Annotated in this window: 9 protein-coding genes, 2 tRNA genes and 2 rRNA genes; all 13 read right to left on the reverse strand. The window is 56.3% G+C overall.

What is annotated here, in order from left to right; genetic code table 11:
* Positions 1–23: 23 nt before the first annotated feature.
* The 13 genes from C4J90_RS22185 to mrcB all read right to left on the reverse strand — a co-directional run bounded on the left by C4J90_RS22185 (position 24) and on the right by mrcB (position 15,274).
* Positions 24–2,915: ribosomal RNA gene (locus C4J90_RS22185) — 23S ribosomal RNA — on the reverse strand.
* Between the two features lie 249 nt (positions 2,916–3,164).
* Positions 3,165–3,240, reverse strand: a tRNA-Ala gene (locus tag C4J90_RS22190).
* Positions 3,241–3,270: 30 nt separating this feature from the next.
* Positions 3,271–3,347: transfer RNA gene (locus tag C4J90_RS22195), tRNA-Ile, on the reverse strand.
* 82 nt (positions 3,348–3,429) lie between these two features.
* Positions 3,430–4,966 (reverse strand): 16S ribosomal RNA (locus C4J90_RS22200).
* Together the 16S and 23S rRNA genes with 2 tRNA genes alongside form the textbook arrangement of a ribosomal RNA operon.
* Before the next feature lie 489 nt (positions 4,967–5,455).
* Positions 5,456–6,076, reverse strand: coding sequence for a protein-methionine-sulfoxide reductase heme-binding subunit MsrQ (msrQ, locus tag C4J90_RS22210; protein ID WP_124420825.1), 621 nt, complete (start codon positions 6,074–6,076; stop codon positions 5,456–5,458).
* Positions 6,076–7,089, reverse strand: a complete 1,014-nt coding sequence (gene msrP, locus C4J90_RS22215) for a protein-methionine-sulfoxide reductase catalytic subunit MsrP (protein WP_124420826.1) — start codon at positions 7,087–7,089, stop codon at positions 6,076–6,078. Before msrP ends, msrQ begins: the two co-directional genes overlap by 1 nt.
* Before the next feature lie 63 nt (positions 7,090–7,152).
* The gene (pssA, locus tag C4J90_RS22220) at positions 7,153–8,010 is read right to left on the reverse strand and encodes a CDP-diacylglycerol--serine O-phosphatidyltransferase (RefSeq protein ID WP_124420827.1); all 858 of its coding nucleotides are present in this window, start codon (positions 8,008–8,010) and stop codon (positions 7,153–7,155) included.
* Positions 8,011–8,156: 146 nt separating this feature from the next.
* Entirely contained in the window at positions 8,157–9,173 is a 1,017-nt protein-coding gene (ilvC, locus tag C4J90_RS22225; RefSeq protein ID WP_003212125.1) for a ketol-acid reductoisomerase, read from the reverse strand.
* Between the two features lie 46 nt (positions 9,174–9,219).
* Entirely contained in the window at positions 9,220–9,711 is a 492-nt protein-coding gene (ilvN, locus tag C4J90_RS22230) for an acetolactate synthase small subunit (RefSeq protein ID WP_003176102.1), read from the reverse strand.
* Positions 9,712–9,713: 2 nt separating this feature from the next.
* The gene (locus C4J90_RS22235; RefSeq protein WP_124364410.1) at positions 9,714–11,438 is read right to left on the reverse strand and encodes an acetolactate synthase 3 large subunit; all 1,725 of its coding nucleotides are present in this window, start codon (positions 11,436–11,438) and stop codon (positions 9,714–9,716) included.
* A 431-nt stretch (positions 11,439–11,869) separates the two neighbouring features.
* Positions 11,870–12,199 carry a YqcC family protein gene (locus tag C4J90_RS22240; protein WP_124364411.1) on the reverse strand — a complete coding sequence of 110 codons (330 nt, stop codon included), beginning with the start codon at positions 12,197–12,199 and terminating at the stop codon, positions 11,870–11,872.
* On the reverse strand, positions 12,199–12,933 hold the full coding sequence (locus C4J90_RS22245) for a M48 family metallopeptidase (protein ID WP_124364412.1): 735 nt from the start codon (positions 12,931–12,933) through the stop codon (positions 12,199–12,201). Before C4J90_RS22245 ends, C4J90_RS22240 begins: the two co-directional genes overlap by 1 nt.
* Before the next feature lie 16 nt (positions 12,934–12,949).
* A complete protein-coding gene (gene mrcB / locus C4J90_RS22250) occupies positions 12,950–15,274 on the reverse strand; it encodes a penicillin-binding protein 1B (protein ID WP_124420828.1) in 2,325 nt (774 codons plus the stop codon).
* Positions 15,275–15,349: the final 75 nt, after the last annotated feature.

A 15,349-nucleotide genomic window follows, 5' to 3' on the forward strand; every position in this document is an offset into this window, starting at 1 on the left:
TAGTCAAATTGCTTGGGTGTTATATGGTCAAGCCTCACGGGCAATTAGTATTGGTTAGCTCAACGCCTCACAGCGCTTACACACCCAACCTATCAACGTCGTAGTCTTCGACGGCCCTTCAGGGGACTCAAGGTCCCAGTGAGATCTCATCTTGAGGCTAGTTTCCCGCTTAGATGCTTTCAGCGGTTATCTATTCCGAACATAGCTACCCGGCAATGCCACTGGCGTGACAACCGGAACACCAGAGGTTCGTCCACTCCGGTCCTCTCGTACTAGGAGCAGCCCCTCTCAAATCTCAAACGTCCACGGCAGATAGGGACCGAACTGTCTCACGACGTTCTAAACCCAGCTCGCGTACCACTTTAAATGGCGAACAGCCATACCCTTGGGACCGGCTTCAGCCCCAGGATGTGATGAGCCGACATCGAGGTGCCAAACACCGCCGTCGATATGAACTCTTGGGCGGTATCAGCCTGTTATCCCCGGAGTACCTTTTATCCGTTGAGCGATGGCCCTTCCATACAGAACCACCGGATCACTAAGACCTACTTTCGTACCTGCTCGACGTGTCTGTCTCGCAGTCAAGCGCGCTTTTGCCTTTATACTCTACGACCGATTTCCGACCGGTCTGAGCGCACCTTCGTACTCCTCCGTTACTCTTTAGGAGGAGACCGCCCCAGTCAAACTACCCACCATACACTGTCCTCGATCCGGATAACGGACCTGAGTTAGAACCTCAAAGTTGCCAGGGTGGTATTTCAAGGTTGGCTCCACGCGAACTGGCGTCCACGCTTCAAAGCCTCCCACCTATCCTACACAAGCAAATTCAAAGTCCAGTGCAAAGCTATAGTAAAGGTTCACGGGGTCTTTCCGTCTAGCCGCGGATACACTGCATCTTCACAGCGATTTCAATTTCACTGAGTCTCGGGTGGAGACAGCGCCGCCATCGTTACGCCATTCGTGCAGGTCGGAACTTACCCGACAAGGAATTTCGCTACCTTAGGACCGTTATAGTTACGGCCGCCGTTTACCGGGGCTTCGATCAAGAGCTTCGCGTTAGCTAACCCCATCAATTAACCTTCCGGCACCGGGCAGGCGTCACACCCTATACGTCCACTTTCGTGTTTGCAGAGTGCTGTGTTTTTAATAAACAGTCGCAGCGGCCTGGTATCTTCGACCGGCATGAGCTTACGGAGCAAGTCCTTCACCCTCACCGGCGCACCTTCTCCCGAAGTTACGGTGCCATTTTGCCTAGTTCCTTCACCCGAGTTCTCTCAAGCGCCTTGGTATTCTCTACCCAACCACCTGTGTCGGTTTGGGGTACGGTTCCTGGTTACCTGAAGCTTAGAAGCTTTTCTTGGAAGCATGGCATCAACCACTTCGTCATCTAAAAGACAACTCGTCATCAGCTCTCGGCCTTAGAATCCCGGATTTACCTAAGATTCCAGCCTACCACCTTAAACTTGGACAACCAACGCCAAGCTGGCCTAGCCTTCTCCGTCCCTCCATCGCAATAACCAGAAGTACAGGAATATTAACCTGTTTTCCATCGACTACGCTTTTCAGCCTCGCCTTAGGGACCGACTAACCCTGCGTCGATTAACGTTGCGCAGGAAACCTTGGTCTTTCGGCGTGGGTGTTTTTCACACCCATTGTCGTTACTCATGTCAGCATTCGCACTTCTGATACCTCCAGCAAGCTTCTCAACTCACCTTCACAGGCTTACAGAACGCTCCTCTACCGCATCACTTACGTGATACCCGTAGCTTCGGTGTATGGTTTGAGCCCCGTTACATCTTCCGCGCAGGCCGACTCGACTAGTGAGCTATTACGCTTTCTTTAAAGGGTGGCTGCTTCTAAGCCAACCTCCTAGCTGTCTAAGCCTTCCCACATCGTTTCCCACTTAACCATAACTTTGGGACCTTAGCTGACGGTCTGGGTTGTTTCCCTTTTCACGACGGACGTTAGCACCCGCCGTGTGTCTCCCATGCTCGGCACTTGTAGGTATTCGGAGTTTGCATCGGTTTGGTAAGTCGGGATGACCCCCTAGCCGAAACAGTGCTCTACCCCCTACAGTGATACATGAGGCGCTACCTAAATAGCTTTCGAGGAGAACCAGCTATCTCCGAGCTTGATTAGCCTTTCACTCCGATCCACAGGTCATCCGCTAACTTTTCAACGGTAGTCGGTTCGGTCCTCCAGTTAGTGTTACCCAACCTTCAACCTGCCCATGGATAGATCGCCCGGTTTCGGGTCTATTCCCAGCGACTAGACGCCCTATTAAGACTCGCTTTCGCTACGCCTCCCCTATTCGGTTAAGCTCGCCACTGAAAATAAGTCGCTGACCCATTATACAAAAGGTACGCAGTCACCCAACAAAGTGGGCTCCCACTGCTTGTACGCATACGGTTTCAGGATCTATTTCACTCCCCTCTCCGGGGTTCTTTTCGCCTTTCCCTCACGGTACTAGTTCACTATCGGTCAGTCAGTAGTATTTAGCCTTGGAGGATGGTCCCCCCATATTCAGACAAAGTTTCTCGTGCTCCGTCCTACTCGATTTCATGACTAAGAGATTTTCGCGTACAGGGCTATCACCCACTATGGCCGCACTTTCCAGAGCGTTCCGCTAATCTCAAAGCCACTTAAGGGCTAGTCCCCGTTCGCTCGCCACTACTAAGGGAATCTCGGTTGATTTCTTTTCCTCAGGGTACTTAGATGTTTCAGTTCCCCTGGTTCGCTCCATACACCTATGTATTCAGTGTAAGGTAACCATCTTATGATGGCTGGGTTCCCCCATTCAGACATCTCCGGATCAAAGTCTGTTTGCCGACTCCCCGAAGCTTTTCGCAGGCTACCACGTCTTTCATCGCCTCTGACTGCCAAGGCATCCACCGTATGCGCTTCTTCACTTGACCATATAACCCCAAGCAATCTGGTTATACTGTGAAGACAACATTCGCCGAAAATTCGATCATACTCAATTAAGAGCGACTCACAAATTTTACCTTAGCCTGAGCCGTTACCAGTGAAAGTAACGTTCAGTCTATCTTTCTATCACATACCCAAATTTTTAAAGAACGAACTAGTCAAAGACTAGAAATCAACATTCACCATCACAACGATGGAATGCTCATTTCTAAGCTTTCTACAAACAGAAGCAGTAGTGGTGGAGCCAAACGGGATCGAACCGTTGACCTCCTGCGTGCAAGGCAGGCGCTCTCCCAGCTGAGCTATGGCCCCGTATTTCTACAGGCGTTTCCCACACAAAATTGGTGGGTCTGGGCAGATTCGAACTGCCGACCTCACCCTTATCAGGGGTGCGCTCTAACCAACTGAGCTACAGACCCAATTTCGGGCTGCTTCTTTTCGTCTTCTTCAATGAATCAAGCAATTCGTGTGGGAACTTATGGAGCAGCTGATGTCGTCGATTAAGGAGGTGATCCAGCCGCAGGTTCCCCTACGGCTACCTTGTTACGACTTCACCCCAGTCATGAATCACACCGTGGTAACCGTCCTCCCGAAGGTTAGACTAGCTACTTCTGGTGCAACCCACTCCCATGGTGTGACGGGCGGTGTGTACAAGGCCCGGGAACGTATTCACCGCGACATTCTGATTCGCGATTACTAGCGATTCCGACTTCACGCAGTCGAGTTGCAGACTGCGATCCGGACTACGATCGGTTTTCTGGGATTAGCTCCACCTCGCGGCTTGGCAACCCTCTGTACCGACCATTGTAGCACGTGTGTAGCCCAGGCCGTAAGGGCCATGATGACTTGACGTCATCCCCACCTTCCTCCGGTTTGTCACCGGCAGTCTCCTTAGAGTGCCCACCATAACGTGCTGGTAACTAAGGACAAGGGTTGCGCTCGTTACGGGACTTAACCCAACATCTCACGACACGAGCTGACGACAGCCATGCAGCACCTGTCTCAATGTTCCCGAAGGCACCAATCCATCTCTGGAAAGTTCATTGGATGTCAAGGCCTGGTAAGGTTCTTCGCGTTGCTTCGAATTAAACCACATGCTCCACCGCTTGTGCGGGCCCCCGTCAATTCATTTGAGTTTTAACCTTGCGGCCGTACTCCCCAGGCGGTCAACTTAATGCGTTAGCTGCGCCACTAAGAGCTCAAGGCTCCCAACGGCTAGTTGACATCGTTTACGGCGTGGACTACCAGGGTATCTAATCCTGTTTGCTCCCCACGCTTTCGCACCTCAGTGTCAGTGTTGGTCCAGGTGGTCGCCTTCGCCACTGGTGTTCCTTCCTATATCTACGCATTTCACCGCTACACAGGAAATTCCACCACCCTCTACCACACTCTAGTCAGTCAGTTTTGAATGCAGTTCCCAGGTTGAGCCCGGGGATTTCACATCCAACTTAACAAACCACCTACGCGCGCTTTACGCCCAGTAATTCCGATTAACGCTTGCACCCTCTGTATTACCGCGGCTGCTGGCACAGAGTTAGCCGGTGCTTATTCTGTCGGTAACGTCAAAACAATCACGTATTAGGTAACTGCCCTTCCTCCCAACTTAAAGTGCTTTACAATCCGAAGACCTTCTTCACACACGCGGCATGGCTGGATCAGGCTTTCGCCCATTGTCCAATATTCCCCACTGCTGCCTCCCGTAGGAGTCTGGACCGTGTCTCAGTTCCAGTGTGACTGATCATCCTCTCAGACCAGTTACGGATCGTCGCCTTGGTGAGCCATTACCTCACCAACTAGCTAATCCGACCTAGGCTCATCTGATAGCGCAAGGCCCGAAGGTCCCCTGCTTTCTCCCGTAGGACGTATGCGGTATTAGCGTCCGTTTCCGAACGTTATCCCCCACTACCAGGCAGATTCCTAGGCATTACTCACCCGTCCGCCGCTCTCAAGAGAAGCAAGCTTCTCTCTACCGCTCGACTTGCATGTGTTAGGCCTGCCGCCAGCGTTCAATCTGAGCCATGATCAAACTCTTCAGTTCAAACATCTTTGGGTTTTTAAGAAACCCTAAACTTGGCTCAGCAATCGTTGGTTACATCTTTGATTTCTCGCGGAGTAACTTGTGATGCTGACAATCTTGTTGACTATCAGTCTGACTCCACAAGCACCCACACGAATTGCTTGATTCAGTTGTTAAAGAGCGGTTGGTTAAGAGCTATTCGTCTCAACCGAGGCGCGCATTCTACAGCAGCCTCATTTGCTGTCAAGCGGTTATTTTCAGAAGTTTTCGAAGAATTCTTCAACAACTTCAACCACTTGCGCTTGCGATCTCTCGTAAGCGGGAGGCGAATTCTACAGCGTTACACGCTGCTGTCAACACCTCTTTTTCAACTCCCTTTTGGCCTCGATGAACTGAAGCAACTTACTGTCAAAACTTACTTAACTCATTGTTTACCAAGAAGTTTTCCGTTTCGACTGCGCCGGAAGTGGGGCGAATTATAGGCGCACAGAATCTGCCGTCAAGGGTTAATTACGCTTTTGTTGCTGGCGATGCTTTTTTAGTAATAAGACGCGGGATCCGACGCATCACTGGAGGTAAGCGCAGCAACAGAAGCAGTGCACCTATGGAAGCATAGATAGCCCACTCCTTAAGATCAGCCCGCACTATCCACAGCATGTGCAGCAAACCGAGCCCTAGAATCACGTACACCAGGCGATGCAATTTCTTCCAGCGACTGCCCAGCCGGCGCTGACTGTAACGATTGGAGGTCAGAGCCAAAACCAGTAGAGACAAAAACCCCAAGGCGCCGACAATTATGTACGGACGCTTACGCAACTCCACGCCCAGTTGCGACCAGTCAAGCCCAAGGACAAATACGCAATAAGCCGCCAGGTGCAGCACCACATAGGCAAAGCACCACAAACCCAGCTGCCGGCGCACGGCGATCCACCCCGCCCAACCGCTGAGCTTCTGCAGCGGTGTCATCGCCAGCGTGATCAGCAACAGGATCAAGGTGCCCAGACCCAGGCGATCCACCAGCACCTTGCCCGGGTCGGGCCCCAGGGCAAAACTCCAGGCTTCATAGAGCCAGAACAACGGCCAGACAGCGGCGGCTATAAAGACGCCGATGCGCCAGATCGGATAGCGCATCAGTAATTCTTCTTCAGGTCGAGGCCCGTATAGAGAGCAGCGACCTCATCCGCGTAGCCATTGAACATCTGCGTCTCACGCACGTTCGGGCTGAAAAGGCCGCTCGGTAGACGACGCTCCCGTGCCTGGGTCCAGCGCGGATGGTCAACCGTAGGGTTCACATTCGCATAAAACCCATACTCATCGGCTGCAATACTCTGCCAGGTCGTTTTAGGTTGCTCGCTGACAAGACTGATCCGCACAATCGACTTCACACTCTTGAAGCCATACTTCCAAGGCACGACCAAACGCAGGGGCGCCCCGTTCTGGTTAGGCAACTCCCGCCCGTACATGCCCACGGCAAGGATCGCCAATGGATTCATCGCCTCGTCCAGACGCAGCCCTTCTATATAAGGCCAGTCGATCAAGCCGAAACTGGAGCGCTGCCCCGGCATGCTCTTTGGATCCTGTAGGGTTTCGAAGCGGATGAATTTCGCCTTTGAAGTAGGCTCAACCTGCTTGAGCAAGGCGGAAACAGGAAAGCCGATCCACGGAATCACCATCGACCACGCTTCGACGCAACGCAGCCGGTAGACGCGCTCTTCCAATTCGTAAGGTTTCATGAAGTCTTCCAAGGCGTAGCGACCCGGCTTCGCAACTTCACCATCAATCACAACACTCCAGGGCTCAGTCTTGAGCGAACCCGCATTTGCCGCCGGATCGCCCTTGTCTGTGCCGAACTCGTAGAAGTTGTTGTAGTGGGTTGCATCCTTGAACGGCGTGATGGCCTCGCCCTTGACCGTCACAGCCAGCCACTTGGTGCCTGGAAGCTTTTGCGTAAACCAGTCAGGCGCCCTGCCCGGCTCGACATCGGCATAACGTGCCGCCTCTTCGGCACTGGCCCAACGTGGCAAGCTGCTCGCGGCAATACCGGCAAGCGCACCACCGAGCAAGCTGCGGCGAGAGAGGTAGAACGATTCAGGCGTGACATCCGATTCGTGGCAATCGGACGCTTTGGGGATCTTGATTAACATGGCAACTCCGCAGCATTGGAGGACAGGTGCACCAATAGACTGCGGAGTATGGGGGAAATTACATTAAGACAATGTTTTGTCCCGGCGAAGATGCAGCAGGTACTGCACTGGCCCGGAAGCGGCGTAGACCAGGAAAGCTAACAATAGAATTCTCGGCGGGTCGCTGAACACCACCGCAAACACCAGCACCACCACAAGAATAGCCACGAAAGGCACACGCCCCTTGAGGTCGAACTCCTTGAAGCTGTTGTACTTGATGTTGCTGACCATCAGCATGCCGGCTGCCGCGACCATCAAGGCGACCAGGAACGACATCTTCGAACCCTGGATGCCGTAGTCACTGAACGCCCAGACGATACCCGCCACCACACCCGCAGCAGCCGGGCTGGCCAGGCCAATGAAGTAGCGCTTGTCGGCAGTACCGACCTGAGTGTTGAAGCGCGCCAGACGCAACGCCGCACCCGCCACATAGATAAAGGCCACCATCCAGCCGACCTTACCCATGTCACCCAGCGCCCAGGCAAACGCCAGCAGCGCCGGGGCGACACCAAAGGCAACCATGTCCGACAACGAGTCGTACTCGGCACCGAAGGCGCTTTGAGTATTGGTCATGCGCGCCACACGACCATCCAGGCCATCAAGCACCATGGCGACGAAGATGGCGATGGCAGCAAAACCGAAGTACTTGCTGGCATTTACGGCATCACCCGCCGCCAATGCGCTCTGGGCACTCATCGAGTTGATGATGGAATAGAAGCCGGCAAACAGGTTCGCCGTGGTGAACAGGTTGGGCAGCAGATAGATGCCACGATGCCGGACCTTGCGGCCTTCCGCGTCATGCCCTTCTTCGACATGTTCATCGATCGGCAGCAGGCTTTCGGCGTCAGAAGCCTGGCTTGGCTCTTCGGGACGTTCGCTCATGGACTTTACCTTGCAACGGTGTGAAAAAAATTCGACAGATACTTGCGGCGAGTGTTCGCCCGCAAACGATGCAGCTTTATACCAGAACCCGCTTACCCAAACGAAAAAACGCGGCCGAAGCCGCGTTTTCCCTTGATACGTGCGACTTAGTTCTTGGCTTTGTCGACGATCTTGTTGGCACCGATCCACGGCATCATGGAACGCAGTTGCTCGCCGATGATTTCGATACCGTGGGCGGCGTTGTTACGACGCTTGGCGGTCATCGAAGGGTAGCCGGTAGCGCCTTCGCTGATGAACATCTTGGCGTATTCGCCGTCCTGAATACGTTTCAGGGCGTTGCGCATCGCCTGACGGGACTCGGCGTTGATCACTTCCGGGCCGGTCACGTACTCGCCGTATTCGGCGTTGTTGGAGATCGAGTAGTTCATGTTGGCGATACCGCCTTCGTACATGAGGTCAACGATCAGCTTCAGTTCGTGCAGGCATTCGAAGTAGGCCATTTCCGGCGCGTAGCCAGCTTCAACCAGGGTTTCGAAACCGGCTTTCACCAGTTCAACGGTACCACCGCACAGTACGGCTTGTTCGCCGAACAGGTCGGTTTCAGTCTCGTCCTTGAAGGTGGTTTCGATGATGCCGGTACGACCACCGCCGACACCGGCAGCGTAGGACAGTGCAACGTTCTTGGCGTTGCCCGAAGCGTCCTGGTAGATCGCGATCAGGTCAGGGATACCGCCACCCTTGACGAACTCGGAACGTACGGTGTGGCCCGGAGCCTTCGGCGCGATCATGATCACGTCGAGGTCAGCGCGCGGCACAACCTGGTTGTAGTGGATCGCGAAACCGTGGGAGAAGGCCAGGGTGGCGCCCTTCTTGATGTTCGGCTCGATTTCGTTCTTGTACAGCGCGGATTGGAATTCGTCCGGGGTCAGGATCATGACCAGGTCGGCAGCCGCCACAGCGGAAGCAACGTCGGTCACTTTCAGGCCGTGGGCTTCAGCCTTGGCAACGGTCGCCGAGCCTTTGCGCAGGCCAACGGTGACGTCAACGCCGGAATCTTTCAGGTTGCACGCTTGAGCGTGGCCCTGGGAGCCATAACCGATGATGGCGACTTTCTTGCCCTGGATGATCGACAGGTCACAATCTTTATCGTAATAAACTTTCATGAGGTTCCTCTATATATCCAGGCCGTAAGGCCATTCGCTAATTGGGTTAGATGCTGAGTACTTTGTCGCCACGGGCAATCCCGGTGACACCACTGCGTACGGTTTCCAGAATCGAGGCCGTCCCGATCGACTGGATGAAGCTGTCCAGCTTGTCGCTCGTACCGGTCAGTTGAACGGTATAAACGCTGGCGCTCACATCGACGATCTGCCCGCGATAAATATCGGTAGTGCGCTTGATCTCGGCACGCTGGGCACCTGTGGCCTTGACCTTGACCAGCATCAGCTCACGCTCGATGTGGGCACTTTCCGACAGGTCGACCAGCTTGACCACTTCGATCAGCTTGTTGAGGTTCTTGGTGATCTGCTCGATCACCTCATCGTGGCCCACGGTGGTCAACGTCAGGCGCGACAGCGTCGGGTCTTCGGTCGGGGCCACGGTCAGGCTTTCGATGTTGTAGTTGCGTTGCGAAAACAGGCCGACAACACGAGACAGAGCGCCGGGTTCGTTCTCCAGAAGCAGGGAGATAATGTGCCGCATGATTAAGTACGCTCCGTCTTGTTCAGCCACATGTCGCGCATCGAGCCGTCTTTGATCTGCATCGGGTAGACGTGCTCGCTGGTATCCACCTGAATATCGATGAACACCAGGCGGTCCTTCATGGCGAACGCCTCTTCCATCTTCGGCTTCAGATCTTTCAGATCGGTGATGCGCATGCCGACGTGGCCATAGGCTTCAACCAATTTGACGAAATCCGGCAACGATTCCATGTAGGAATGGGAGTGACGGCTACCGTAGCTCATGTCCTGCCACTGGCGAACCATGCCCAGCACGCCATTGTTCAGGCAGACGATCTTCACCGGAAGGCCGTACTGCAGGCACGTCGACAGTTCCTGAATGTTCATCTGGATGCTGCCTTCACCGGTCACGCAGGCAACGTCGGCATCCGGAAAGCTCAGCTTCACGCCCATGGCCGCCGGAAAACCAAAGCCCATCGTGCCCAGGCCACCGGAGTTGATCCAGCGGTTAGGCTTGTCGAATTTGTAGTACTGCGCGGCGAACATCTGGTGCTGGCCCACGTCGGAGGTCACAAAGGCGTCGCCCTTGGTCACTTCGCAGAGGGTTTCGATCACGGTTTGTGGCTTGATGATGCTGCCGTCGCCCTTGTCGTACGGGAACAGGCCGCGGTCACCGCGCCATTCGTCGATCTGCTTCCACCAGCTGGCAACGGATTCCTTGTTCGGCGTTTCGCCGATGTCCTTGAGCGCGGCGACCATTTCAGTCAGCACGCTTTCCACCGGGCCCACGATTGGCACGTCGGCCTTGATGGTCTTGGAAATGGACGCCGGGTCGATGTCGATATGGATGATCTTGGCATTCGGGCAGAACTTGCTCGCGCCGTTGATCACGCGGTCATCGAACCGTGCGCCGACCGCCAGAATCACATCGGCGTGGTGCATGGCGAGGTTGGCGGTATAGCTGCCGTGCATACCGAGCATGCCGACGAATTGACGGTCCGAACCCGGGAATGCGCCAAGACCCATCAAGGTATTGGTGACCGGCAGGTTGAGCAGCTTGGCCAATTCTGTGAGCGGTGCGGAGCCGCCCCCCAGAATCACGCCGCCGCCGGAGTACAGCACCGGGCGCTTGGCCGCGAGAAGCATTTCCGCCGCCTTGCGGATTTGTCCCGAGTGCCCACGCACGGCCGGGCTGTAGGAGCGCAGCTTGGCTTTCTTCGGGAAAATGTATTCGAATTTCTCGGCCGGGTTGGTCATGTCCTTGGGAATATCCACCACGACAGGTCCCGGACGACCGGATTGTGCGAGGTAGAACGCCTTTTTCATGATTTCCGGAATTTCCGACGCGTGCTTGATCATGAAGCTGTGTTTCACGATCGGGCGGGAGATACCGATCATGTCGGTTTCCTGGAACGCGTCGGTACCGACCATGGTGCTGGCGACCTGGCCGGAAATGATCACCATGGGAATGGAGTCCATATAAGCAGTCGCGATGCCAGTGATGGCATTGGTTGCGCCTGGGCCGGACGTTACCAGTACCACGCCGGCTTTACCGGTGGCACGGGCATAACCGTCAGCCATATGGGTTGCGGCCTGTTCGTGGCGAACCAGGATGTGGGTAACAGCCGGTTCCTTGAACAGTGCGTCGTAGACATGCAGCAGAGCACCACCTGGGTACCCGTAGATATAGTCGACGCCTTCGTCACGCAAAAAGCGGACGAGCATCTCACCGCCAGATAAAAGCTCCACGTTGTTCACCTCTAAAACGCCAGAATACCGTCCGTTAAAAACCGACGGGTCTTAATAGGTTTACTTCTCAACAGAGCATGAGCGACGGTGGTCGCCGACTACGTCAGCACTGACTGAGCAAGTATTGGGATCGTCCCAAGTGTTGCGGGCTTTTCCCACCCAGCGCGAGGTAACGCGTTGCGGGTGTTACAGGTCGGCGCGGGTGTGCGCCTCATGATCTGCCGAGCGGGCCTGCTTCTGGCAGTCCCGATACAGCGGACTTTGGATTCTTCTGTTTCAGGCCCTTCAAGTCAAGCAATAATTGCGCTTTTTTCCAACTAAGCGCATGAGAACGCAGGAGAAAGGCCTGTGAGGAGGGATAAAACTCGCCTGAATGTCGTCAAGCGGTAGAAATATGCGCAAGACTGCCGGAAAAACCGACAGTCAGGCAATTAACCAGCGTCAGCGATCAGTTGGTCGAACTTTTTCAGCGCATTACGCAAGCCAAGGCTCTCTCGCGGACGGTCGGCATAGACCATCTCGGCCATTTCCAGAATTCCAGAAGCGTTGGGCAGAGGCAGGTCCTGTTCGAGGATCTGCTTCATGCGTACCAGGAATATCCATTGCAGCCATTGGTGAAAATCCAATGTGTCGACCGAAAAAGGCTCGACGCTGCTGAGCGCTTCGGCGCTGGGGGGCACTTCATCCCACCAGCCCTGCACGCGCAATTCTCGCTCGATCAATAACAACTGCTCGGCAATCGCCGGGAACCGCCCATCCATCAGAGGCTGACCTTGGCTTTTGCCCGAGCCTGGGCAGCGCCGGCAGCGTCGCCTTGGGCGGCACGCGCGTCACCGATCAACCCCCACAGGCTGGCTTGCAGGTCGGGGCGACCGTTGGCCAGGGTCAAACCACGGCGAGCGAACTGCTCGGCTTGCGGCGCATCACCCTGGGCCAGGCGTACCTGGGCCAGGCGATACAACACTTGTGGTTCGCGAGGAGCAACGCGTTGAGCACGCTCGAGGCTCGACGAAGCGCCATTGAGATCACCACCGGCCTGCTGTTGCTGGGCGGTGGTAAGCAGCGCCAGTACCGGGCCATCCAGTTGTTCGTCAGCCGACAGGCCGCCGGCACTGGACGACGAAGGAATACCGCTCGGCGTCGATGGCATGGTGTAAGTGCCCTGGTTGACCGGCGCCGTCTGGATCGGCGTGGAATCGATCGGCGCCGAAGTGCCTGGGCCTGGTGTCCAGGGTTCGGCGCTGATCGGGGCCGCGGTTGCAGCGCCACTGCCAGGCACCATCACCACCACGCCCGAATCCTGTGGCATTGCCTGAGGCTTGGCCTGTGCCGGGCGGTTGGTCACGGTTTGACGAAACCCGCCATTGGCCGAAATCCGGTCGTTATTGGAGACGTTAGTACTCGAATCCACCACCGGAATCGAGCCGCGTTGCACGCTGGAGCAACCGCCGAGCAAAGCCAGAACGGTAATCGCTGGAATCCACAACTTGTTCACTTGAAACCCTCTTTGCTTAATTCATCCAGCCCTTGACCCAATCCATCACCGAGTCCGCGTCAGCAGGGGCGCTGCCCCCGCACGCGGCACCCGGTGGTGGCTCGCTGCCGCGAATATACGGCATCTGCACCGCTCCCGGGCAGTTGGCATCCGAACCTTGGCCGGTGTGCGGATCAATCCAGGCCTGCACGATATTGTCCGGCTGCGGCATGTTGAGTGGCAACGGGTCTGCCTTGCGCATGAAGCTGGTCCAGACCTGCAGCGCGCCGGTCGCTCCGGTGAACGGCGTCTTGCCATTATCGTCACGGCCCAACCACACCACGGCCAATACGTCCTGGCCAAAACCTGCGAACCAACTGTCGCGCGAATCGTTACTGGTGCCGGTCTTGCCCGCCAGCGTCAGGTTCGACGGCAGCACGCTGTAGACCGAGCGCCCGGTACCTTCACGCATCACGCGCTGCATGGCGTTCTGGATCAGGTAGATGGAGCCCGCGTCGAAGCGTTGCTGGATCTGGAACGGGTAGCGCTTGAGCGGTTCGCCCTCGGCGGTCAGCACGCTGCGAATACCGCGCATCGGAGTATTGAAGCCACCGTTGGCCAAGGTCTGGTACATGGTGGCCACTTCCATCGGGCTCATGGCCGCCGCACCCAGCAACATCGAGGGGAACACCGGGAACTCGCGTTCGATACCCAGTCGCGCCAGGGTTTTCAGCACATTCGGCACACCGACTTCCAGCCCCAGGCGCGATGTCGAGATGTTGTAGGAATGCGCCAGCCCCTGATACAGAAACACGGTGCCGTGGGAGCGGCGGTCGAAGTTCTTTGGCGTCCACACCTGGCCATCGGCCCCTTTGATCGACAGCGGGTCATCCGACAGCCAACTGGTCAGTGTGTACTTGCTCGGTTTTTCCAGGGCGGTCAGGTATACCGCCGGCTTGACCAGCGAGCCGATCGGGCGCACGGCATCCAGCGCGCGGTTGAACCCGGCGAAGCTGGCCTGACGGCTACCGATCATGGCCTGGACTTCACCGGTTTCCGGGTTGGTCACCACCATCGCGGCTTCTACTTCATCGGAGCCTTTACGGCCTGTCAGGCGCTTGAAGGTGTCATTGACCGACGCCTCGGCCTTCATCTGCAGAATGGGGTCGAAGCTGGTGAAGATTCGCAGGCCTTCCTCGGTCAAGTCTTCGTCGCGATAGTCTTCGCGCAGTTGGCGTTTGACCAGGTCGATAAAGCCAGGGAATGAGCTATCTGCCAGCTTGCCGCGGGTGGTGACACCCAGCGGCATTTTCTTCGCGGCCGCGACCTGCTCGGCCGTGGCGACGCCCTGCTGTTCCAATACATCGAGTACCAGGTTGCGGCGCTCGAGCGCACGCTCAGGGTTGCGACGCGGGTTGTAATAGGACGGCCCCTTGACCATCCCCACCAGCAACGCAACCTGGTGCAGTTTCAATTCCGACAACGGCTGCCCGAAGAAGAACTGGCTGGCCAGGCCGAAACCGTGCACCGCGCGCTGACCATCCTGGCCGACGAAGACTTCGTTGAGGTACGCCTCGAGGATTTCCTGCTTGCTGTAATGCAACTCCAGCAGCATCGCCATCATGGCTTCGGTGAGCTTGCGGGTGAGGCTGCGCTCATTGGTCAGGTAGAAATTCTTCACCAATTGCTGGGTGAGCGTGCTGCCGCCCTGGGTCATCTTGCCGCCGGAAGTATTGACCCACACCGCGCGGGCAATCGATTTGGGCGAGACGCCCCAGTGGCTGTAGAAGTCGCGGTCTTCTACTGCTACCAGGGTTTCCAACAGGTACGGCGGCGCCTGATCGAGCTTGATCAGGATCCGGTCTTCAAGATTCTTCGGGTAGATACCGCCGATCATCAGCGGCTCAAGGCGTACCACCGGCAGCTTGGCGCCGTTAAGCGACGACAACTCAGCCACGTAATCGCCGGAAAAACGCACGCGTACCGGCTGAGCTTTTTCCAGGCCTTCGTAGAACTGAAAGCCGCGGGTGTTCAGGTCGACGGTGTTGCCGCTGACGGCCGCCGCGCCCGGGCCGTTGCTCACGGGTTCGCGGCGATAGCCCAGCGCATCGAGTTCGGTGAGGAAGTCCTCCTTGCTCAACTTCTGGCCGGCGAACAATTCCAGCGGGCGTGCGTACACCTTGGCCGGGATGGTCCAGCGCTTGCCGGAGAACTTCTCCTGGACCACGGCGTCGAGATACACCGCCACGCCGGCGAGCGCCACAAGGCCAACCAGGCCTAGCTTGAGCGCCCAGCCCAGCCACGGGCGCAGGCTGCGCGAAGGAGGTTTTTTACGGGAACGGGGAGATCGGGTTCGAGTCATGGCGGCGGATTATACGCACTTTATTGATGATCAACATGAGCCGGACAGCGGTTTGCACGACCGCCCGTAGCGGCC

The organism is Pseudomonas sp. R2-60-08W, from assembly GCF_003852335.1.
In the GTDB taxonomy this organism is placed as follows: Bacteria; Pseudomonadota; Gammaproteobacteria; order Pseudomonadales; family Pseudomonadaceae; genus Aquipseudomonas.

What these genes read in the sequence shown, in the direction of transcription:
- msrQ (WP_124420825.1), bottom strand. Translation starts at nt 6,076, where the DNA reads ATGCGCTATCCGATCTGGCGCATCGGCGTCTTTATAGCCGCCGCTGTC.
- msrP (WP_124420826.1), bottom strand. Translation starts at nt 7,089, where the DNA reads ATGTTAATCAAGATCCCCAAAGCGTCCGATTGCCACGAATCGGATGTC.
- pssA (WP_124420827.1), bottom strand. Translation starts at nt 8,010, where the DNA reads ATGAGCGAACGTCCCGAAGAGCCAAGCCAGGCTTCTGACGCCGAAAGC.
- ilvC (WP_003212125.1), bottom strand. Translation starts at nt 9,173, where the DNA reads ATGAAAGTTTATTACGATAAAGATTGTGACCTGTCGATCATCCAGGGC.
- ilvN (WP_003176102.1), bottom strand. Translation starts at nt 9,711, where the DNA reads ATGCGGCACATTATCTCCCTGCTTCTGGAGAACGAACCCGGCGCTCTG.
- C4J90_RS22240 (WP_124364411.1), bottom strand. Translation starts at nt 12,199, where the DNA reads ATGGATGGGCGGTTCCCGGCGATTGCCGAGCAGTTGTTATTGATCGAG.
- mrcB (WP_124420828.1), bottom strand. Translation starts at nt 15,274, where the DNA reads ATGACTCGAACCCGATCTCCCCGTTCCCGTAAAAAACCTCCTTCGCGC.